General features: G+C 60.3%; 21 protein-coding genes. 15 read left to right on the plus strand and 6 right to left on the minus strand.

The annotated features are described in order from the left end of the window. Positions 1-5: 5 nt before the first annotated feature. The 4 genes from ssuD to ACIO0C_RS01035 are packed head-to-tail and all read left to right on the plus strand — an operon-like array spanning position 6 to position 2,997. On the plus strand, positions 6-1,154 hold the full coding sequence (gene ssuD, locus ACIO0C_RS01020; protein ID WP_272603956.1) for an FMNH2-dependent alkanesulfonate monooxygenase: 1,149 nt from the start codon (positions 6-8) through the stop codon (positions 1,152-1,154). An 8-nt stretch (positions 1,155-1,162) separates the two neighbouring features. Next, positions 1,163-1,945 (plus strand): aliphatic sulfonate ABC transporter permease SsuC, encoded by a 783-nt coding sequence (gene ssuC / locus ACIO0C_RS01025; RefSeq protein ID WP_401306734.1) that lies wholly within the window; start codon positions 1,163-1,165, stop codon positions 1,943-1,945. After that, positions 1,942-2,748 (plus strand): aliphatic sulfonates ABC transporter ATP-binding protein, encoded by an 807-nt coding sequence (gene ssuB, locus ACIO0C_RS01030; protein WP_401306737.1) that lies wholly within the window; start codon positions 1,942-1,944, stop codon positions 2,746-2,748. Before ssuC ends, ssuB begins: the two co-directional genes overlap by 4 nt. A 33-nt stretch (positions 2,749-2,781) precedes the next feature. Next, the gene (locus tag ACIO0C_RS01035; RefSeq protein ID WP_007967989.1) at positions 2,782-2,997 is read left to right on the plus strand and encodes a molybdopterin-binding protein; all 216 of its coding nucleotides are present in this window, start codon (positions 2,782-2,784) and stop codon (positions 2,995-2,997) included. A 39-nt stretch (positions 2,998-3,036) separates the two neighbouring features. Here ACIO0C_RS01035 and ACIO0C_RS01040 read toward each other — a convergent pair whose 3' ends face one another. Next, positions 3,037-3,666, minus strand: coding sequence for a TetR/AcrR family transcriptional regulator (locus ACIO0C_RS01040; protein WP_401306740.1), 630 nt, complete (start codon positions 3,664-3,666; stop codon positions 3,037-3,039). A 225-nt stretch (positions 3,667-3,891) separates the two neighbouring features. Continuing rightward, positions 3,892-5,268, minus strand: a complete 1,377-nt coding sequence (locus ACIO0C_RS01045) for a glutamine synthetase family protein (protein ID WP_007976355.1) — start codon at positions 5,266-5,268, stop codon at positions 3,892-3,894. 278 nt (positions 5,269-5,546) lie between these two features. On the opposite strand from ACIO0C_RS01045, the gene ACIO0C_RS01050 reads away from it, so the two are divergent. The 8 genes from ACIO0C_RS01050 to ACIO0C_RS01085 all read left to right on the plus strand — a co-directional run bounded on the left by ACIO0C_RS01050 (position 5,547) and on the right by ACIO0C_RS01085 (position 14,310). After that, the gene (locus ACIO0C_RS01050) at positions 5,547-5,906 is read left to right on the plus strand and encodes a gamma-glutamyl-gamma-aminobutyrate hydrolase family protein (protein ID WP_401306742.1); all 360 of its coding nucleotides are present in this window, start codon (positions 5,547-5,549) and stop codon (positions 5,904-5,906) included. A 37-nt stretch (positions 5,907-5,943) separates the two neighbouring features. Next, positions 5,944-7,302, plus strand: coding sequence for a glutamine synthetase family protein (locus ACIO0C_RS01055; protein ID WP_401306744.1), 1,359 nt, complete (start codon positions 5,944-5,946; stop codon positions 7,300-7,302). Positions 7,303-7,361: 59 nt separating this feature from the next. Beyond that, on the plus strand, positions 7,362-8,726 hold the full coding sequence (locus ACIO0C_RS01060) for an aspartate aminotransferase family protein (protein ID WP_401306747.1): 1,365 nt from the start codon (positions 7,362-7,364) through the stop codon (positions 8,724-8,726). A gap of 169 nt (positions 8,727-8,895) precedes the next feature. After that, positions 8,896-10,008 (plus strand): polyamine ABC transporter substrate-binding protein, encoded by a 1,113-nt coding sequence (locus ACIO0C_RS01065; RefSeq protein WP_401306750.1) that lies wholly within the window; start codon positions 8,896-8,898, stop codon positions 10,006-10,008. Between the two features lie 188 nt (positions 10,009-10,196). Then, the gene (locus ACIO0C_RS01070; protein ID WP_401306753.1) at positions 10,197-11,294 is read left to right on the plus strand and encodes a polyamine ABC transporter substrate-binding protein; all 1,098 of its coding nucleotides are present in this window, start codon (positions 10,197-10,199) and stop codon (positions 11,292-11,294) included. Positions 11,295-11,366: 72 nt separating this feature from the next. Beyond that, a complete protein-coding gene (locus ACIO0C_RS01075; protein ID WP_008064958.1) occupies positions 11,367-12,509 on the plus strand; it encodes an ABC transporter ATP-binding protein in 1,143 nt (380 codons plus the stop codon). A 35-nt stretch (positions 12,510-12,544) separates the two neighbouring features. Continuing rightward, on the plus strand, positions 12,545-13,426 hold the full coding sequence (locus ACIO0C_RS01080) for an ABC transporter permease subunit (protein ID WP_401307330.1): 882 nt from the start codon (positions 12,545-12,547) through the stop codon (positions 13,424-13,426). Next, entirely contained in the window at positions 13,423-14,310 is an 888-nt protein-coding gene (locus ACIO0C_RS01085) for an ABC transporter permease subunit (protein WP_020797304.1), read from the plus strand. Before ACIO0C_RS01080 ends, ACIO0C_RS01085 begins: the two co-directional genes overlap by 4 nt. A 197-nt stretch (positions 14,311-14,507) precedes the next feature. On the opposite strand, the gene ACIO0C_RS01090 is transcribed toward ACIO0C_RS01085, so the two are convergent. Together ACIO0C_RS01090 and ACIO0C_RS01095 are read right to left on the minus strand one after the other, a co-directional pair. After that, complete coding sequence (locus ACIO0C_RS01090) at positions 14,508-16,919, minus strand: penicillin acylase family protein (RefSeq protein ID WP_401306755.1); 2,412 nt, start codon at positions 16,917-16,919, stop codon at positions 14,508-14,510. 109 nt (positions 16,920-17,028) lie between these two features. Beyond that, positions 17,029-17,610: a DUF6436 domain-containing protein gene (locus ACIO0C_RS01095; protein ID WP_401306757.1), complete on the minus strand. Its 582-nt coding sequence runs from the start codon at positions 17,608-17,610 to the stop codon at positions 17,029-17,031. 95 nt (positions 17,611-17,705) lie between these two features. On the opposite strand from ACIO0C_RS01095, the gene ACIO0C_RS01100 reads away from it, so the two are divergent. Continuing rightward, the gene (locus tag ACIO0C_RS01100) at positions 17,706-18,653 is read left to right on the plus strand and encodes an alpha/beta hydrolase (protein ID WP_401306759.1); all 948 of its coding nucleotides are present in this window, start codon (positions 17,706-17,708) and stop codon (positions 18,651-18,653) included. 42 nt (positions 18,654-18,695) lie between these two features. Here the strand turns inward: ACIO0C_RS01100 and ACIO0C_RS01105 are convergent, their stop codons facing one another. Continuing rightward, positions 18,696-19,448: a DUF2059 domain-containing protein gene (locus ACIO0C_RS01105; protein ID WP_401306762.1), complete on the minus strand. Its 753-nt coding sequence runs from the start codon at positions 19,446-19,448 to the stop codon at positions 18,696-18,698. A 108-nt stretch (positions 19,449-19,556) separates the two neighbouring features. On the opposite strand from ACIO0C_RS01105, the gene ACIO0C_RS01110 reads away from it, so the two are divergent. Both ACIO0C_RS01110 and ACIO0C_RS01115 read left to right on the plus strand, forming a co-directional pair. Beyond that, complete coding sequence (locus tag ACIO0C_RS01110; RefSeq protein ID WP_401306765.1) at positions 19,557-20,189, plus strand: 2OG-Fe(II) oxygenase; 633 nt, start codon at positions 19,557-19,559, stop codon at positions 20,187-20,189. Positions 20,190-20,191: 2 nt separating this feature from the next. Next, complete coding sequence (locus ACIO0C_RS01115; protein ID WP_401306766.1) at positions 20,192-20,677, plus strand: DUF523 domain-containing protein; 486 nt, start codon at positions 20,192-20,194, stop codon at positions 20,675-20,677. 125 nt (positions 20,678-20,802) lie between these two features. Here ACIO0C_RS01115 and ACIO0C_RS01120 read toward each other — a convergent pair whose 3' ends face one another. Then, the gene (locus tag ACIO0C_RS01120) at positions 20,803-21,387 is read right to left on the minus strand and encodes a transporter substrate-binding domain-containing protein (RefSeq protein WP_401306768.1); all 585 of its coding nucleotides are present in this window, start codon (positions 21,385-21,387) and stop codon (positions 20,803-20,805) included. Positions 21,388-21,519: the final 132 nt, after the last annotated feature.

A 21,519-nucleotide genomic window follows, 5' to 3' on the forward strand; every position in this document is an offset into this window, starting at 1 on the left:
ACTCCATGAGCCTCAATATCTTCTGGTTCCTGCCTACCCACGGCGACGGCCATTACCTTGGTACCGCCGAAGGCGCTCGCGCCGTCGACCACGGTTACCTGCAACAAGTCGCGCAAGCGGCGGATCGCCTGGGCTTCGGCGGCGTGCTGATTCCCACCGGTCGTTCCTGCGAAGACTCGTGGCTGGTGGCCGCGTCGCTGATCCCGGTGACCCAGCGTTTGAAATTCCTCGTCGCGCTGCGCCCCGGAATCATTTCCCCGACCGTGGCGGCGCGTCAGGCCGCGACCCTCGATCGCTTGTCCGGCGGGCGTGCGCTGTTCAACCTGGTGACAGGCGGTGATCCGGAAGAATTGGCTGGCGACGGTCTGTTCCTGACCCACGAAGAGCGCTATCAGGCTTCTGTGGAATTCACCCGCATCTGGCGTCGGGTGCTGGAAGGCGAAACCGTCGATTACGATGGTCAGCACATCAGCGTGAAGGGCGCCAAGCTGCTCTATCCGCCGATCCAGCAACCGCGTCCGCCGCTGTACTTCGGTGGCTCGTCGGAAGCGGCCCAGGACCTTGCGGCAGAGCAGGTCGAAATGGTCCTGACCTGGGGCGAGCCACCGGCCGCTGTTGCCGAGAAAATCGCCCAGGTGCGCGCCAAGGCCGCCAAGCTCGGTCGTACCGTGCGCTTCGGCATTCGTCTGCATGTGATCGTGCGCGAAACCAACGCCGAAGCCTGGCAAGCGGCGGATCGACTGATCTCGCACCTGGACGACGACACCATTGCTCGTGCCCAGGCTTCGCTGGCGCGCTTCGATTCCGTGGGCCAGCAACGCATGGCTGCGTTGCACGGTGGCAATCGTGACAACCTGGAAGTCAGCCCCAACCTGTGGGCCGGTGTTGGCCTGGTGCGCGGCGGTGCCGGCACGGCGCTGGTGGGTGACGGTCCAACCGTGGCTGCCCGGGTGAAGGAGTACGCGGACCTGGGTATCGACACCTTTATCTTCTCCGGGTATCCACACCTGGAAGAGTCATATCGCGTCGCTGAGCTGCTGTTCCCGCACCTGGATATCGAGCGTCCCGAGCTGCCGAAAAGCGCCGGCTACGTCAGCCCGTTTGGCGAGATGGTCGCTAACGACATTCTCCCTAAAGCCGCGTCCCAGAGCTGAGGCGCGCCATGAAGAAGATCATTCACAGCCTTGCGCCCTGGGCATTGCCGGTCTTGCTGTTGGCGGTGTGGCAGTTGTCGGTGTCGGCGGGCTGGTTGTCGACGCGGATTCTGCCGGCGCCCGTTGCCGTGATCGAAGCCGGTGTGGAACTGGTGCGCAGCGGCGAAATCTGGACGCACCTGGCCATCAGCGGCTGGCGCGCGGCGCTGGGCTTCGCCATTGGCGGCGGCATCGGCCTGACCCTGGGCTTCATCACCGGTCTGTCGAAATGGGGCGAGCGCCTGCTCGACAGCTCGGTGCAGATGATCCGTAACGTACCGCACCTGGCGCTGATTCCATTGGTGATCCTGTGGTTCGGCATCGATGAGTCGGCGAAGATTTTCCTGGTGGCCCTGGGCACCTTGTTTCCGATCTACCTCAACACGTATCACGGCATCCGCAACGTCGACCCGGCGTTGGTGGAAATGTCGCGCAGCTACGGTCTGTCCGGTTTCAGCCTGTTCCGCCAAGTGATTTTGCCGGGGGCGCTGCCTTCGATCCTGGTCGGTGTGCGCTTTGCCCTGGGGTTCATGTGGTTGACCCTGATCGTCGCCGAAACCATTTCCGCCAGCTCCGGCATCGGCTACCTGGCAATGAATGCCCGGGAGTTCCTGCAGACCGACGTGGTGGTCCTGGCGATTCTGCTGTACGCGGTGCTCGGCAAACTGGCCGACCTCGCGGCTCGTGGGCTTGAACGTGTGTGGCTGCGCTGGCATCCGGCTTATCAGGTCGTCAAGGGAGGTGCCGCATGACCGCGGAGCAACCTCCACGCCTGCTGCGCGGGATTCCGCTGGCAGTGCGCAAGCTGCAAAAAACCTTCGGCTCGCGGCAAGTGCTGCGCGAGATGGATCTGCACATTCCGGCCGGTCAGTTCGTCGCGGTGGTCGGTCGCAGCGGCTGTGGCAAAAGTACCTTGCTGCGTCTACTGGCCGGGCTCGACCAGCCTACGGGCGGTGACTTGCTGGCCGGCTCCGCGCCGCTGAGCGAGGCGCGGCAAGACACCCGGCTGATGTTCCAGGAAGCGCGTCTGCTGCCGTGGAAAAAGATCATCGACAACGTCGGCCTCGGGCTCAAGGGCAACTGGCGCCCGCAAGCGCTGCAAGCGTTGGAAGCGGTCGGCCTGGCGGATCGCGCCAATGAATGGCCGGCGGCCTTGTCCGGAGGGCAGAAGCAACGTGTGGCGCTGGCTCGTGCATTGATCCATCAACCGCGCCTGCTGTTGCTCGACGAGCCGTTGGGTGCGCTGGATGCCCTTACCCGCATTGAAATGCAGCAGCTGATCGAACGGCTCTGGCAACAGCACGGCTTCACGGTGTTGCTAGTGACCCACGACGTCAGTGAAGCGGTGGCGATTGCCGATCGGGTGATCCTGATCGAAGACGGCGAAGTCGGCCTCGACCTGCACGTGGAACTGCCGCGCCCTCGGGTTCGCGGTTCCCATCGGCTGGCGGCGCTGGAAACCGAAGTCCTCAACCGCGTGCTGTCACTGCCCGGCCAGCCACCGGAACCGGAACCTGTTTCACCCTTGCCTACGCAGTTGCGCTGGGCTCAATAACTCAAGTCTTACCCAACGACAGGAATCAACATCATGACTATCAAGGCCATCAACGTTCGCAACCAGTTCAAAGGCTCGATCAAGGAAATCGTCCTCGGTGACGTGCTCTCGGAAATCGACGTACAGACCGCTTCCGGCATCGTGACGTCGGTGATCACCACCCGTTCGGTGAAAGAGCTGGAACTGGCGGTGGGCAGCGAAGTGATCGCGTTCGTGAAATCCACCGAGGTGTCGATCGCCAAGTTGTGAGTCGTTCGCGGATCGTTCCCACGCAGAGCGTGGGAACGATCAGGCTCTCTTCGGCAAATACGGCGGCAGATACAGCCCCAGATACGCATCGAACACCCGCATCCCTTCCTCAGCCATGCGCGGCGTGATCTGCCCGTGCTGCTGCACCGAACGCGCATAGACGCGGTCACCGAGCTCCATGGCCAGCGCAAACACATCGACATCTTCCGGCAACCGTGGCAGCTCGAAATGGTGATCGAACAGCTTGTGCATCAGGTCGCCCAGCTCAATGTCGTGCTGGCGGTCGGCCTGGGTGACTTCAGTCAGGCCGTGCTGGGCCAGGATGAGTTGGCGGGCGGCGGCGTCTTCGCTGTAGATTTCAAGCATGCGTTGTTCCACCAGTCGCGACAGGTCACGCCAACCACTCAATGCGTCATGGTCGATGGGCGCTTGCAGGCAGGCGCGAAAGGCCGCGTGGACGTCGGCTGTCAGCGCTTCGAGCAGGGACGGGACGCTGGCGAAGAAGTGGTAGACGGATGAGGGTGGGATCTGCGCGCGTTCGGCGACACTGTAGATCGACAGACTGGCCACGCCCTCGGCGGCCAGCAGCGTGCGGGCGGCATCGAGTATCGAATCGATCCGGGCCTGGCTGCGTGCACGGGGTTTGCGGGGGGTGGCGGTGCGCGTCATCGGAGTCTCCTGCGGGGCAGGGGGCATTGTACGAGCAGGCATCTATGTTGTCTGCCAGGACGCCATCGCTGGCAAGCCAGCTCCCACAGGGATCTGTTGTGGAAGCGTTATCCGCATGCGACACAAGACACTGTGGGAGCTGGCTTGCCAGCGATCTGCCGCAGGCGGCCATAAAAAAACGCCGCGGGCCTTATCAGCCGACGGCGTTTGTTTTACTGCAACCGATTAAACGGTATGCAGGTACCAGTTGTACTCAAGGTCGGAGATGGAGTGTTCGAACTCCTCCAGTTCACTTTCCTTACAGGCCACGAAGATATCGATGTATTTCGGATCGATGTACTTGGCCATGACTTCGCTGTCGTCCAGTTCGCGCAAGGCGTCGCGCAGGTTGTTCGGCAAGCTCTGCTCGTTCTGCTCGTAGCTGTTGCCTTCCACTGGGGCGCCAGGTTCGACCTTGTTGACCAGACCGTGGTGCACGCCTGCCAAAACTGAAGCCATCAGCAGATACGGGTTGGCATCGGCGCCTGCCACACGGTGTTCGATACGTACGGCATCGGCGGAGCCGGTCGGTACGCGAATCGCTACGGTGCGGTTGTCCAGGCCCCAGCACGGCGAGTTCGGCACATAGAACTGCGCGCCGAAACGACGGTAGGAGTTGACGTTCGGGCAGAGGAAAGCCATCTGAGCCGGTAGGGTCTCGAGCACACCGCCGATCGCGTGTCGCAGCGCGGCGTTCTGCTCGGGATCCTCGCTGGCAAAAATATTCTTGCCGTCTTTGTCGAGAATCGAAATGTGCACGTGCAGACCGTTGCCCGCCTGGCCTGGGTAAGGCTTGGCCATGAAGGTGGTATCCATTTCATGGTCGTAGGCGATGTTCTTGATCAGGCGCTTGAGCAGTACTGCATAGTCGCAAGCCTTGATCGGGTCGGCCACGTGGTGCAGGTTCACTTCGAACTGCGCCGGGGCACTTTCCTTGACGATGGCGTCGGCCGGGATGCCTTGCTCTTTCGCACCTTCCAGGATGTCCTGGAGGCAGTCGACGTATTCGTCGAGGTCGTCGATCAGGTAGACCTGTGTCGAGTGCGGGCGTTTGCCGGAAACCGGAGAGCGAGGTGGTTGCGGACGACCGTTCACGTTCTCCTGGTCGATCAGGTAGAACTCCAGTTCGAACGCGGCGCAGATGGTCAGGCCCATTTCGTCGAACTTGCGCACCACATTGGCCAGCACTTCGCGCGGGTCAGCGAAGAATGGCTCGCCTTCGAGTTCGTGCATGGTCATCAGCAGTTGCGCGGTCGGGCGCTTCTGCCATGGCTCGTTGCACAGGGTATCGGGGATTGGATAGCAGATTCGGTCAGCATCACCGATGTCCAGGCCCAGGCCGGTGCTTTCCACCGTGGAGCCATTGATATCCAGGGCAAATAGAGAGGCCGGCAGGTTGATGCCTTTCTCGTAAACCTTGTGGAGGCTGGTGCGTTCGATGCGCTTGCCGCGCACCACACCATTCATATCCGCAATCAGAAGGTCAACGTACAGAACCTCAGGATGTTCCTTAAGGAACGCGTTCGCTTCGTTAAGCTGAACGGCACGCGGGGGTACCGACATGATGCAACACCTTTGTTGTTAAAAATATCAATCATTGATCTTTTCGGATTCCAGTCAACCCGAACGGCATGCCGAAGTCAAGTGAGGCCTTTTTTGCCCTAAAAAAGCGCTCGTGTGGCTTTTTTGAGGCGCTTTGGGGCGTTTTTATACCCCTTGGCCGTTTGACGCCCGCAGGCTTGAGCGGGCCGTGTTGTATTTTTTACGGGGGTGTTGTGTAAAAAAATGAACAAGGCTAAGCTCGAATCAAACCCATAACAGCAATAATACCGGGGTGCTTCATGTCTCGCCTGCCGATAATCGGCGTCACCGCCTGCTCTTCGCAGACCGGTCTGAATGCTTATCACATCAGTGGCGACATCCACATCAACGCCGTGGCCGCATTGGCCCAGAGCCTGTCGGTGATCTTCCCTTCCCTGGCGGATCAACCGTCCCTGTCCGTTATTCTGGACGGCTTCGACGGCACACCCATTACGGTTACTCCATTCAATATAGAACCGATTCACAATAGCGGCTCGGCCTTCGTGCAGGGCACCGCTCGCGATTCTGCAGGCCCGGTATGCGCAGAAGTACACACAAGCGCGATAGCCTGGCGCAAACTTGCATTTCACCGCGACGCCGATGCGTCAACTACCGCCTGACCTCAAGCGTCAGGAAACTCAAAGCCTAGAGGCATTTATGAGTAACAACCTCGACCAGCTCACCGATTGGTTGAAAGACCACAAGATCACAGAAGTCGAATGCATGATCGCCGACTTGACCGGGATTACCCGGGGCAAGATTTCGCCGACCAACAAGTTCATCGCCGAAAAAGGCATGCGTCTGCCAGAGAGTGTGCTGCTCCAGACCGTGACCGGCGATTACGTCGAAGACGACATCTATTACGAGCTGCTCGACCCGGCTGACATCGACATGATCTGCCGTCCCGACCAGAACGCGGTGTACCCGGTGCCATGGGCCATCGAACCGACCGCCATCGTCATCCACGATACTTACGACAAGCAAGGTAACCCGATCGAGCTGTCGCCGCGCAACGTGCTCAAGAAGGTCCTCAAACTCTATGCCGACAAAGGCTGGCAGCCGATCGTGGCGCCGGAAATGGAGTTCTACCTGACCAAGCGCAGTGACGACCCGGACTATCCGTTGCAGCCGCCGATCGGCCGCTCCGGCCGCCCGGAAATCGGCCGCCAGTCGTTCTCCATCGAGGCGGCAAACGAGTTCGACCCGCTGTTCGAGGACGTCTATGACTGGTGCGAATTGCAGGAACTGGACCTCGACACGCTGATCCACGAAGACGGCACGGCGCAGATGGAAATCAACTTCCGTCACGGCGACGCCCTGTCCCTGGCGGACCAGATCCTGGTGTTCAAGCGCACCATGCGTGAGGCCGCACTCAAGCACAACGTGGCCGCGACCTTCATGGCCAAGCCGATGACCGGCGAGCCTGGCAGCGCGATGCACCTGCACCAGAGCATCATCGACATCGAGACCGGCAAGAACATCTTCTCCAATGAAGACGGGACCATGAGCCAGCTGTTCCTGAACCACATCGGTGGTTTGCAGAAGCTGATTCCGGAGCTATTGCCGCTGTTCGCCCCCAACGTCAACTCGTTCCGCCGCTTCCTGCCGGACACCTCGGCACCGGTGAACGTGGAATGGGGCGAAGAGAACCGCACCGTGGGCCTGCGGGTACCGGATGCCGGGCCACAAAACCGGCGCGTGGAAAACCGCCTGCCGGGTGCCGATGCCAACCCGTACCTGGCCATTGCCGCGAGCCTGCTGTGCGGCTACATCGGCATGGTCGAAGGCCTGAACCCGAGCGCACCGGTGGTGGGCCGTGGTTATGAGCGCCGCAACCTGCGCCTGCCACTGACCATCGAAGACGCGCTCGAGCGCATGGAAAACAGCGCAACCATCGAGCGCTACCTGGGCAAGACTTTCATCACTGGCTACGTCGCGGTCAAGCGGGCCGAGCATGAAAACTTCAAGCGCGTGATCAGTTCGTGGGAACGGGAATTCCTGCTTTTTGCCGTCTGATGCGCCGGGCGCCGCCGTTGTCGGGTGGCGCTCTCACCTGGACTTTTTAGGAGATTGGTATGACCAGCAACAACCCGCAAACCCGTGAATGGCAAACCCTGAGCAGCGATCACCACCTGGCCCCGTTCAGCGACTTCAAGCAGCTGAAGGAGAAGGGCCCGCGGATCATCACCAACGCCAAGGGCGTCTACCTGTGGGACAGCGAAGGCAACAAGATCCTCGACGGCATGGCCGGCCTGTGGTGCGTAGCCATCGGTTACGGCCGCGATGAGCTGGCCGACGCCGCCAGCAAGCAGATGCGCGAGCTGCCGTACTACAACCTGTTCTTCCAGACCGCCCACCCGCCGGTACTGGAGCTGGCCAAGGCCATCGCCGATGTCGCGCCAGACGGCATGAACCACGTGTTCTTCACAGGTTCCGGCTCTGAAGGCAACGACACCATGCTGCGAATGGTTCGTCACTATTGGGCGATCAAGGGCCAGCCGAAGAAAAAAGTCATCATCAGCCGCAAGAACGGTTATCACGGTTCCACCGTGGCCGGCGCGAGCCTGGGCGGCATGACCTACATGCACGAACAAGGCGACTTGCCGATTCCGGGCATCGTTCACATCGCCCAGCCGTACTGGTTCGCCGAAGGCGGCAACATGACCCCGGAAGAGTTCGGGATCTGGGCGGCCAATCAGCTGGAAGAGAAAATCCTGGAAGTGGGCGTGGACAACGTCGGCGCCTTTATTGCCGAGCCGATCCAGGGTGCCGGTGGCGTGATCATTCCGCCAGACAGCTACTGGCCGCGCATCAAGGAAATCCTTGCCAAGTACGACATCCTGTTCGTGGCCGACGAAGTGATCTGCGGTTTCGGCCGTACCGGGGAGTGGTTCGGCAGCGATTTCTATGACCTCAAGCCCGACATGATGACCATCGCCAAAGGCCTGACCTCCGGCTACATCCCCATGGGTGGCCTGATCGTGCGCGATGAAGTGGTCGACGTGCTCAACGAAGGCGGCGATTTCAACCACGGCTTCACCTACTCCGGGCACCCGGTGGCGGCGGCTGTAGGGCTGGAAAACATCCGTATCCTGCGCGACGAAAAAATTGTCGAGCGCGTGAAGACAGAAACGGCACCGTATTTGCAGAAACGTCTGCGCGAACTGAATGATCACCCATTGGTGGGCGAAGTTCGTGGGGTAGGTCTGCTGGGGGCGATCGAACTGGTTCAGGACAAGGCCACTCGCAAGCGTTATGAAGGCAAGGGCGTCGGCATGATTTGCCGGCAGTTCTGCTTCGATAACGGGCTGATCATGCGTGCCGTGGGGGACACCATGATCATCGCGCCACCGCTGGTGATTACGCCTGCGGAAATCGATGAGTTGGTGACCAAGGCACGCAAGTGCCTGGACCTGACCCTGAGTGCGTTGCAGGCCTAAGTGCTAGGCTCTGAGCGGGAGTGATGAAACTTTCGCTCAGGGCAGTCAGAAAGGTTGGCCTTTTCTTGAAAGACCGCCTCGGATCTTGCCAGACTAGCCGCGGTTCCAGTTGTCCGGGTTCGGCCGCTGAACAAAGTGGTTCAAAAAAGAAAAATTTGGAGCATTACGCATGAAGGCATTAGGAAAAAAGCTTGCTGGCAAGACCCTCCTCGCCATGTCCCTGATGGGCGTTATGGCGGGCGCAGTTCAGGCGGATGACAAGGTTCTGCACGTGTATAACTGGTCCGACTACATTGCACCGGACACCGTGAAGAAGTTTGAGCAAGAGTCGGGGATCAAGGTTGTCTACGACGTCTTCGACAGTAACGAAACGCTTGAAGCCAAGTTGCTGGCAGGCAAATCCGGTTACGACATTGTCGTGCCGTCGAACAACTTCCTGGCCAAGCAGATCAAGGCCGGCGTATACCAGAAGCTGGACAAGTCCAAGCTGCCTAACTGGAAAAACCTGAACACTGACTTGCTCAAGGCCGTTTCGGTCAGCGACCCGGGCAACGAACACGCCTTCCCGTACATGTGGGGTTCGATCGGTATCGGCTTCAACGCCGAGAAAGTCAAGGCAGCACTGGGTGCCGACGCGCCAACCAATTCCTGGGACCTGCTGTTCAAACCTGAAAACGCCGCCAAGTTGAAATCTTGCGGTATCAGTTTCCTCGATTCGCCTACCGAGATGATTCCGGTGGCGTTGCACTACCTGGGCTATCCAACCGACAGCCAGGACAAGAAACAACTGGCCGAAGCCGAAGCGCTGTTCCTGAAAATCCGTCCTTCGGTTGGCTACTTCCACTCGTCCAAGTACATCTCCGACCTGGCCAACGGCAACATCTGCGTGGCCGTGGGCTACTCGGGCGACATCTACCAGGCCAAGGCGCGTGCCGCCGAAGCCGGTGACAAAGTGAAAGTCAGCTACAACATTCCAAAAGAAGGTGCCGGCAGCTTCTACGACATGGTCGCCATCCCTAAAGATGCCGAAAACGTCGAAGGCGCCTACAAGTTCATGACCTTCCTGCAGAAGCCGGAAATCATGGCTGAAATCACCAACGCCGTGCGTTTCCCGAACGGTAACGCGGCCGCCACACCATTGGTTGATAAAGAAATCACCGCCGACCCAGGCATCTATCCGCCGGCGGATGTGCTGGCCAAGCTGTACGCGATTGCCGACTTGCCGGCCGCGACCCAGCGGATCATGACCCGCAGCTGGACCAAGATCAAATCCGGTAAATAAGCCGGTTTGATGCAATAACCTGTAGTCGCCACCTGCGCGGCGGCGACTACAGGATCAATTAAATGACAGAAAGTTTTGCTGGAACGGTTTTTCGAGGGTAAGTTGCGCGCCGGTTTTGTTGTCAGGCAGCCATGGCTGTCATGTAACGCGGGGCAACTTGAGCCCAACTCATTTTAGAGGACCTCCACTTGCCTATTTTTTCTTTGTTGCGCAATGCCATGCTGGTCGCTGCCGGATTGACGCTTGCCGTCAATGTTCAGGCGGCTGGCACAGTGCATATTTATAACTGGTCGGATTACATCGGCGAGACCACCCTGGCCGACTTCCAGAAAGAGACCGGCATCAAACCGGTTTATGACGTATTCGATTCCAACGAAACCCTGGAAGGCAAGTTGCTGGCCGGGCGTACCGGTTATGACGTAGTCGTGCCGTCCAACCACTTCCTTGGCAAACAGATCAAGGCCGGCGCTTTCCAGAAGCTCGACAAGTCTCAATTGCCGAATTACAAGAATCTCGACCCTGTACTGCTCAAGCGTCTGGAGCAGAACGATCCGGGTAACCTGTACGCCGTGCCGTACCTGTGGGGCACCAACGGCATCGGTTACAACGTCGACAAGGTCAAGGCTGTGCTGGGCGTCGACAAGATCGATTCCTGGGCTGCGGTATTCGAACCGGAGAACATCAAGAAACTGCAAAGTTGCGGCGTGGCGTTCCTTGATTCCGCCGATGAAATGATGCCGACGGTCCTCAACTACATGGGCCTGGATGCCAACAGCACCAACCCTGAAGACTACAAAAAGGCCGAAGCCAAGTTGCTGGCGGTGCGGCCTTACGTGACCTACTTCCACTCCTCCAAATACATCGCAGACCTGGCCAATGGCGATATCTGCGTGGCCATCGGTTTCTCCGGCGACATGTTCCAGGCCCGCAACCGTGCGGCCGAAGCCAAGAAAGGCGTGAACATCGCCTACTCGATTCCCAAAGAGGGCGGTGCGCTGTGGTTTGACATGCTGGCGATTCCGAAGGACTCGGCCAACGTGAAGGAAGCGCACGCGTTCATCAACTATTTGCTCAAGCCTGAGGTGATCGCCCAGGTCAGTGATTACGTCGGCTACGCCAACCCTAACCCGGGGTCGGACAAACTGATGGAACAGTCCATTCGCACCGACGAAGCGGTTTATCCACCGCAAGCGGTACTCGACAAGACCTACGTGTCCATCGAGTTACCACCAAACATTCAACGTTTGATGACCCGCAGCTGGACCAAGGTCAAGTCGGGCAAATAGCTTCAAGGCTCAAACTATCCAAGGTTGGCTCACCTTGAGCGAACTGCACTCTTTTTTTTGGGAGTTTCGTAAATGGCAGTTGCCTCCGGCGCCTATAAGAAAGCCCTCGAGGGCGACCAGTCACCTAAACAGGTGCTGGTCAAAATCGACCGGGTCACGAAGAAGTTCGACGAGACGATTGCCGTGGACGACGTGTCCCTGGAAATCAAGAAAGGCGAGATTTTCGCCTTGCTCGGCGGTTCGGGATCGGGCAAGTCCACCCTGCTGCGCATGCTCGCCGGTTTCGAGCGACCGACTGAAGGGCGGATCTTCCTCGACGGCGTGGACATCACCGACATGCCGCCGTACGAGCGGCCGATCAACATGATGTTCCAGTCCTACGCGCTGTTCCCGCACATGACCGTGGCGCAAAACATCGCCTTCGGCCTCAAGCAAGACAAACTACCCGCTGCCGAAATCGATGCCCGTGTGGCCGATATGCTCAAGCTGGTGCAGATGACCCAGTACGCCAAGCGCAAGCCGCATCAGTTGTCCGGCGGCCAGCGTCAGCGTGTGGCCCTGGCCCGTTCGCTGGCCAAGCGACCGAAGCTGCTGTTGCTCGACGAGCCAATGGGTGCGCTGGATAAAAAACTGCGTTCGCAAATGCAGCTGGAGCTGGTGGAGATCATCGAGCGCGTCGGCGTAACTTGCGTCATGGTGACCCACGACCAGGAAGAGGCCATGACCATGGCCGAGCGCATCGCAATCATGCACTTGGGCTGGATCGCCCAGATCGGCAGCCCGATCGACATCTACGAAACCCCGACCAGCCGCCTGGTCTGCGAATTCATCGGCAACGTCAACATCTTCGACGGTGAAGTGATCGACGACGCCGAGGGGCACGCGATCATCACCTGCAAGGACCTCGATCGGAAGATCTATGTGGGCCACGGCATCAGCACTTCGGTGCAGGACAAGTCGGTGACCTATGCGATCCGTCCGGAAAAACTGCTGGTGACCCCGACCATGCCGACCTGTGAATACAACTGGTCCAGCGGCAAGGTGCACGACATCGCCTACCTCGGTGGTCACTCGGTGTTCTACGTCGAACTGCCGAGCGGCAAGATCGTCCAGTCGTTCGTGGCCAACGCCGAGCGTCGTGGGCAGCGGCCGACCTGGGGTGACCAGGTGTACGTGTATTGGGAAGACGATAGCGGCGTGGTACTTCGCTCATGAACATGCGCAAATTCAAACGCCGCCTCAATCGAATAATTCCCGGTGGCCGCCAGATGGTCATCGGGGTTCCCTTCATCTGGCTGTTCCTGTTCTTCATGTTGCCGTTCTTCATCGTCCTGAAGATCAGCTTCGCCGAAGCCGACGTGGCCATTCCGCCCTACACCGAAATCTACAGCTACGCCGAACAGAAGCTGCAGGTGCTGCTTAACCTGGGCAACTACGCGATGCTCGGCGACGATGAGTTGTACATCGCCGCCTACCTCGGCTCCTTGAAGATGGCGCTGATCAGCACCATCCTCTGCCTGCTGATCGGCTACCCGATGGCCTACGCCATCGCCAGCGCCCGCAAAGAGCTGCAAACGGTGCTGGTGCTGCTGATCATGATGCCGACCTGGACCGCGATCCTGATCCGCGTCTACGCGTGGATGGGCATCCTCAGCAACAACGGCCTGCTCAACGGTTTCCTGATGAGCATGGGCTGGATCAGTGAGCCGCTGCAGATCCTCAATACCAACCTCGCCGTGTACATCGGCGTGGTGTATTCGTACCTGCCGTTCATGATCCTGCCGCTCTATGCCAACCTGGTGAAGCACGACACCAGTCTGCTGGAGGCCGCATCCGACCTCGGTTCGAGCACCTTCAACAGCTTCTGGAAGATCACCGTGCCGCTGTCGAAAAACGGCATCATCGCCGGCTGCATGCTGGTGTTCATCCCGGTGGTGGGTGAGTTCGTGATCCCGGAACTGCTCGGCGGTCCGGAGACCCTGATGATCGGTAAAGTGCTCTGGCAAGAGTTCTTCAACAACCGTGACTGGCCGGTGGCATCCGCCCTGGCGGTGGTGATGCTGGCGATCCTGATTGTGCCGATCATTCTGTTCAACCGCAGTCAGGCCAAGGAAATGGAGGGTAAAGAATGAAACGCTTCCGTTTCTCCAGCCTGATGCTGGTACTGGGTCTGTTGTTCATCTATCTGCCGATGCTGATCCTGGTGATCTACTCCTTCAACGCCTCGAAACTGGTGACGGTGTGGGGCGGCTGGTCGATCAAGTGGTACGTCGGCCTGATGGACAACACGCAACTGATGGGCTCGGTGGTGCGCTCGCTGGAAATCGCCTGCTACACGGCGGTGGCGGCAGTCGCACTGGGAACGCTGGCCGCGTTCGTCCTGACCCGCATCACCCACTTCAAGGGCCGTACGCTGTTCGGCGGCCTGGTCACGGCGCCATTGGTGATGCCCGAAGTGATCACCGGTCTGTCGCTGTTGCTGCTGTTCGTGGCCATGGCGCAGATGATCGGCTGGCCACAGGAACGTGGCATCGTGACGATCTGGATCGCCCACACCACGTTCTGTGCGGCGTATGTGGCAGTGGTGGTGTCGGCGCGCTTGCGTGAGCTGGACCTGTCCATTGAAGAAGCGGCCATGGACCTGGGCGCACGGCCATGGAAGGTGTTCTTCCTGATCACCATTCCGATGATCGCGCCATCCCTGGGCGCCGGCGGCATGATGTCGTTTGCCCTGTCGCTGGATGACCTGGTACTGGCGAGCTTCGTCTCGGGCCCGGGTTCCACCACCTTGCCGATGGAAGTGTTCTCGGCGGTGCGCCTGGGCGTGAAACCCGAGATCAACGCCGTGGCCAGCCTGATCCTGCTGGCGGTGTCGCTGATGACGTTCCTGGTCTGGTTCTTCAGCCGTCGCGCCGAAGAAGCGCGCAAGCGTGCGATCCAGCAAGCCATCGAAGAAAGCGCTGCCGACTCGTGGAAGCAACCGGACGTGCGTCGCGCGCAGCCGGAAGCGGCGTAAGTCTGAGGTGATCGTTCCCACGCTCTGCGTGGGGCGCAGCAGTTCAGGCAGAATTTTGCGGCGATGTCGCCTCACAGGGCCTCATCGCGAGCAAGCTCGCTCCCACAGGTTTTGTGCCGTACACAAAATCTGTATTCACTGGAGATCCTTGTGGGAGCGAGCTTGCTCGCGATGAGGCCAGTCCAGCCAATGCATATTTACTGAGCGCTACGCGCGGGCAACAGCTTCAACGTACTGCGCGTATTGGCCGTCACCTCTTCATCATTGAGATGCGCCTGGAAATAAATCCCCTCGATGTACGCCTCGGCCTGATCGTCAAAGTGGCTATCGAATGGCACGCCGCTCTGGCCGACCGGGTTGACTGTCAGGCTGTGGGCCGGGTCGGCGAAGTCGATCAGGCGCCGGGTCGACGGGCCGTACGTCACCGGCCACGGTGCCGGACCGATCTTGGCCGACAGGTTGTTCGGCACTTCATGGGTGCCGGGGGCCGCGAACGGGCCGACATTGAAGATCCGGTCCAGCGGCTTTTGCTGCCCCAGCGGGTGGCCGTGGGTCAGCGTGTGCGCCTTGCCCCATTGCCATTGCGAGAAATCGGCACCCAGGGTGGCCTTGAGGTGGGCGATGCTGGCCTGCCACGCCACCTTGACGGTATCGGCGCGGGTTTCCTTGCCGAGGGTATTGCGGTTGTCCCACCACGGTGAGTCCGGCGTCGCTGCCAGGCGCGGCAGTGCGGCATCGATTACCCGGGTCGAGAGCAGCGTTTCGAAAAAGTCATTGCCCAGATCGTCGTGCATCGTCGCGTCAGCCAGGTTGAACAGGAATTGGTTGAACAGCGTGGCGCTGGTGGACTCCAGTGGGTAGTCGCCTTTCCACTGGGCCAATTGCTCCACCAGCTTGAGCTCTACAGGGTCGCTGACCACTTCGCGCAGGGTCGGCAGCAGCGGCGCCAACAGCCGCGGGCCGTAGGCGGTGGTGGTGCCCAGTTGCAGCTGTTGGCTGTTTTCCAGATCCCACTTGACGTTCTTGTCACTGAGCTGGCGATTGAGCTGCTGGCCGCGATCGGCGAGGTTGTAATAACCGGGGATCTCCATCCCCGTCGGCGACAGCGGCTGGAAGTTGGCCGAGACGATGTAGCCCCGTGCCGGGTTCTCTTCCTGCGGGTTGGCGCTGAACGGATAGAAGCCGTCCTTGTCGGCATCGCTGGTGCTGCCATCGAGGATAAACCACGGCCGCACCCCGGCAGGGCGCTTGGGCAATTGCGCCGCGGCCCACCAGCCGATGTCGCCCTTGGCATTGGCCCAGACGATGTTCAGGCCGGGAGCCTGGACCTTGGCGGCAGCGCTACGGGCCTTGGCCAGGGTGTCGGCGCGGTTGAGCTGGTAGAAGCCTTCGATGATCGGGTTCTGGCTTTCGAGAAAACCCCACCACATGGCGATCGGTGTTTTACCGACGCTGTTGCCCAGCACATCGTTGACGATCGGACCATGGGGTGACTGGCGCAGCGTCAGGGTGACCGGTGCCTGGCCCTTGACCGCGATCTGTTGTTCGCTGTTGACCATGTCCACCCACTTGCCGCGATACCAGACCTGATTCGGATTGTCCGGATTGACCTTTTCGGCAATCAGGTCGAGGTCGTCGTTCTGGAACATGGTGATGCTCCAGCCGAAGTCCCGGTTCATGCCCAGCGAAGCGAACGGCATCAGGGCCTGGTAATGGCCATAGAGTTCGAAGCCCGGCGCCGAGAGCTGCGCCTCGTACCACACCGACGGCGCGGAAAAGCGGATGTGCGGGTCACCGGCCAGCAGCGGCTTGCCGCTTTTGGTGCGGTTGCCGGCAACCGCCCAGGCATTGCTGCCCTCGAACTGCGGCAAGCCATTGTCGGCCAGGGCCTGTTCGCTCAGGCGGGCGAGGGCGTTGAGGTCTTTCCAGTCGGCGCTGGCGAGGGGCGACGGGGCAGCGCTGTGTGGGGACGCCAGCACGCCCTTGGCCTGCCAGTCGAGATCGAAGACGCTCAGATAGTCGGCGCCCAATTGATCGCGCACATAGGTCAGCAGCGGTTCGGTGCGAAACGCCGCGGCAAAGCTGTAGGCCATGTAACCAGCGATGCTGATGGTGTCCTGCGCCGTGAACGGACGCTTGGCAATGCCCAGTACATCAAATTCTACGGGTTTGGCGTGACTTTCCTGGTACTGGTTGATGCCGTCCAGGTAAGCCTGCAGGGCAAGGAAGGCGGGCGATTGCTTGTCCATGTTCGCCAGGTAGATTTCGGCACGTTCGCGAATGCGCAGGCTGCGCATCAACTTGTCGGTGTCGAGCAGTTTCGGCCCGAGCACCTCGGCCAGTTCGCCACGGGCGAGGCGACGCAGAACCTCCATCTGGAACAACCGATCCTGAGCATGGACATAGCCGAGGGCGCGATACAGGTCGGTTTCGTTGTCGGCACGGATGTGCGGGATGCCGCGCTCGTCATAGCGCACGGTGACCGAACCTTGCAGATGCTGCAGTTCCACCATGCCCTGGCGTGACGGCTGCTTGCTGTAGACGTACCAGCCGGCACCGGCGGCGAGCGCGACGATCAGCAAACCGAGCGCGGTCAGGCTACGTTTCATGGTGACTCCTTATTCTTATTGGTGACAGCAATTCCCTGGCGAGACTGTTTAACACGACCAGCCGGTTTGGCCCATCGCCCGTAGGAGGGATTCTCGTTTGCTGTCCGGGTTACCTCGTCGGGACGACAGGCCACGGGCAGTAACACCCCACGGCCAGTGTGTGCGTGGCACTCACTTCGCGACCTTCGTTCAATGCTTGCAGGATCGGTTCGATAAAACTGTTGCTGGAATTGCAGGTCAGGCCTTCGCTGTAGGGCCCGAAATAGGCCAGCCTGCCGTTGCGGTCCCAGATCGCCACGGCGGGGCTGGCGGGAATCTGTTCGGAGCCGGGCAGGACGTCGATGGCTTTCAGGCTGCTGAGGGTGCCGGGCAGTTGGCCGTGGCTGCCGGGCTTCTGCACCGCATAAAACTCTACGCCGTGTGGGACATAGCGCTCGACCAGTTCGCTCAGGTGTTGTTGATTGCCGACATTGCACGGGCAGGCCGGGTCCCAGAAATGCACGAGGCGGATGGGACCGGGGCCGGCAAGGTTATCGGGCAGGCGCAACGGATCACCGGAGAACATCGCCGTGTGCTCGCTGAACGCCCGTAGATAGCGCCCCTGAAACCAATCGTAGGCGGCCCACAGCACCCCGGCGCACACGAGGGCAAGCAGGCTGGCGATCAGGGTGGCGCGATAGGGCGAGCGCATGGGGTCACTCCTTGTGGGGCGGCTAGCTTGCCATGCTTGCCGCGACAGATGAATATCGCAGGTCTATAAAGTCCGCTTCACCCTTTGGAATGCCCATGTCAGTGACCTTCGATCCCGATCATCTGCGTGCCAGCCTGCGGCCGCTGGCGCAAGGGCAGCCGTTGTCAGCGGAGGCCCAGGCTTATCAGCGTTTTTATGGACTGGATTTTTCCTCGCGTAACATACGCAGCGCCCTGGGGTGTTTCCAGGTCGATGGTTATGAGGTGGTCAGCCAGGTTTGGTGGCCAGAGCAGGTGAAGGCGACATTGTTTGTCTTTCACGGTTTTTACGATCACACCGGTCTTTACCGGCATGTGATCGAGTGGGCGCTGGAGCAAGGCTTCGCCGTCATTGCCTGCGACTTGCCGGGCCATGGGCTTTCCAGTGGCGAGCGGGCGAGCATCAAGGACTTCGCCGAGTATCAGGACACCCTGCAAGGGTTGTTTGCCGAGGCGCAATCGCTCGACTTGCCACAACCCTGGCACCTGTGCGGACAGAGTACCGGTGGCGCCATCGTGATCGATCATGTGCTCAATGCGGGGGCGGGCAGCCCGGCCCAGGGTCAGGTGATCCTGTTGGCGCCGCTGGTGCGGCCACGGGCATGGGGCTGGTCGCAACTGAGCTATTACCTGCTCAGGCCTTTCGTCAACGCCATTGCGCGGCGCTTCAGCGAGAACTCCAACGACCCGGATTTCTTGCCGTTCCTGCAAGCCGATCCGTTGCAGCCGCTGCGACTGCCGACGGCATGGGTCGGTGCGTTGGCGCGCTGGATCAAGCGTGTCGAAGCAGCCCCCACCAGCCCTCGGCGACCGCTGATTGTGCAGGGGCAAGCGGACATGACGGTGGATTGGCAGCACAACCTTGAGGTGCTGCGTGCCAAGTTCGACCGGCCTCAAGTGCTGATGTTGCCCGAGGCGCGGCATCACCTGGCGAATGAGGCGCAAGTGTTGCGAGGGGAGTATTTCGGGTTTTTGACCAAGCGAATCAAGGGGCGGAATCTGTAGGAGCGAGCTTGCTCGCGAAAGCGATCCAACAGACGCTGAAAATTACTGGGCCAGATTCGAAGTGCTTTGCCCCACTGCCAACCCCGCCCGAATCGCCGCCAGCGCCGCCTGGTAATAGGCCTTGCCTTCAGCCGACTCGGCAAACGTGGCGAATTCTTCCAGCTCCTCATCCGACAGGTCGCGATAGACGTACAGCAGCGTGTTGTTCAGGTCGCTGCCGATCTGGTCCATCAAGCGCTGACGCTGCCCATTCAGCATGCTTTGGGTCTGGCCGGCGCCGAGCAGGCCTGGGATCATCGAGCTGAGGCTGTCGGCTGCGACACCGGCAATCGCCAGGCTGACTTCCGCGCCCGCCTCGCGAGCGGGCAGGGCCTGGGCCAGGTGGCCGATGATCAGCAGGCGGCTGTCGCTGGCCTGCATCTTGGGCAGCCCCTTGGCGTTTTTCGCCAATTGATCGCGGCGGGTCGCGAGCAATTCGGCAGCGACGATTTTCTTGCCCAGCGGCGATTGGAAGAACGCCAGCGCCGGCTTTGGATCGGCGAGATTCTTGCGCAGTTGCGCTTCGGCACGCTGGTCCACGGCGTTGGGGGCGAAACGCTGGTTGCTGTTGTCGATCAACGCCTGGAAAACTGCCGGTGGCAGGCTGCTTTGGTATCGCTGTTGAGCGGCCGAGAGGGCGTCGTTGAAATGCGCGCGTTGTTCTGGCCAGCCGGCGACCTTGTACAGTTGGTCGTGGCCGTCTGCCCAAGCGGGCATAACACAGAGCATCAGCAGGGAGAAAAGCAAACGGCGCATAGGGACTCCTGTCAGCAGGCGACTATTCTCCGTGTGGCATACAGTCTTGTCGAGAATTCGTATCAACCCGCTGCATGGCTCTGTCGGATTTCCAGGCGCAGGAATACTATGCGCGCCATGCAAATACCTTCTGATCACCCGCTGCTGTTACAAATCGTCGACGACCTGGCCACCAGCGGTTGGTCGCAGCAGAATATTTTCCTCTCTCAGGATCTGACCCGAGCGCTGGCGGCCGAGTGCCGTAAACGTGCGGCCGAAGGTGAGCTGGCCCCGGCTGCCGTGGGTCGAGGGCCGTCCTCGGAGATACGCGAGAGGATTCGCGGCGATCATATCCAGTGGATCGAGCCCGGCCAGGCCGAGGTCTGCGACAGTTATCTGGCGTTGATGGACAGCCTGCGCGAGGCGTTGAACCGTGGCCTGTTCCTGGGGCTGGAGGACTTTGAGAGTCATTTCGCGATGTACCCGCCTGGCGCTTTCTACCTAAAGCACGTCGACCGGTTCCGAGACGACGACCGGCGCATGGTGTCGGCGGTGGTCTACCTCAACGATGCCTGGCTGCCTGAGCAGGGTGGTCAGTTGCGTATGTACCTGGACGAAGGTGCGCAATACGATGTAGTACCCATCGGTGGATGCCTGGTGGTATTCCTGTCGGGAGAGGTCCCCCATGAGGTCCTGCCTGCGAGCCGTGAGCGCCTGTCGTTGACCGGCTGGTTCCGGCGTCGCGGCAACGAGCCGTTCTGATCATGCAAAAAGTACTGGTAAGCCGCTGCCTGCTGGGTCACCGCGTACGTTATGACGGCGGTGCCAGCGGGCCGTTCGATCAGCTGCAACGGTGGCTTGATGAAGGTCGGGTCGTGCCCTTGTGTCCGGAAGTTGCCGGTGGCCTGCCTACGCCACGGGCGGCGGCGGAAATTCCCGGAGGGCAGGGTGGTGAAGTGCTGGATGGCCAGGCTGCGGTGATTACCACCGAGGGCGAGGATGTCAGTGCGCAGTTTATGTCAGGGGCTTATCAAGCCCTGGAACGGGTGCAACAGCACGGCATCCGCATTGCCGTGCTCAAGGCCAACAGCCCGTCGTGCGGCAATCTGCTGACCTATGACGGGACGTTCAGCGGGGTGAAGGTCAGTGGCGAAGGCGTGACAGCGGCGCTGCTCAGGCGCCATGGGGTTCAGGTCTTCAGTGAGTTGGAGTTGGCTGACGCAGCGCAGGCATTGGCAGCAATCGATTAACGCCCAACACAAAACCATTGTGGGAGCGAGCTTGCTCGCGATGGCGGTGTATCAGTCAGCAGTGTTTTCAACTGACAGTCCGCTATCGCGAGCAAGCTCGCTCCCACATTGGATCTTTATTGCCTTCAGGGCTTAGGTGTCGCCCCCGATTCCGGTCCCAGCCACTTCTGCTCCAACGCCTCCAACCGCCCATCCGCCTTGATCCGTTGCAACGCGCTTTCCAGGCTGGCGTGAAACGCCGGGTTGCCCTTCTGGAACGGAATCGACAAGTTCACCGCCTGGGCGGCTTTCGGCTTTTGCTCTGTCAGCGACTGCACCAGCAACATCGAGCGCGGCTCTTCTTTCTGGGCGAGCAATTGTGCTTGGGTTTGCACATAAGGTTCGCTGAAGTCGAAACGATCCGCGAGCGCCGGGGTCTGTGCAATGTGGTTGATGGCGATGTCGTATTTGCCACTTTCCACGCCGGTCAGCAGATCACTGGAATCGGTCACGACAAAGTCGGCGCGCACGTCCAGTTCGTTGGCCAGCAGTTGACCCAGCTCGACTTCGAAACCGGTGAGCCTGCCATCCTCCTTGAAACTGAAGGGAGGTGTATTGGCCTCGAGGGCAATGCGCAACTCACCGCGATCGTTCACGTCGTCAATCAGTTCGGCATGAGCCAACGGGCTCAGAAGGGGTAGCAGGCAGATCAGGCCAGGCAGAAAACGCATGGTCACTCCTTTGAAATCATTATCGCGACGCTCTGGATCGGGCTCGCTTTGCTATGGTTGTCGAGTGCCTTCGACAACGATTGACCATGAAGTTGTGATGGTCACGCGAATTTTACGGAAAAACTGGAGAAG

Source organism: Pseudomonas sp. NPDC087336 (genome assembly GCF_044744285.1).
GTDB lineage: Bacteria > Pseudomonadota > Gammaproteobacteria > Pseudomonadales > Pseudomonadaceae > Aquipseudomonas.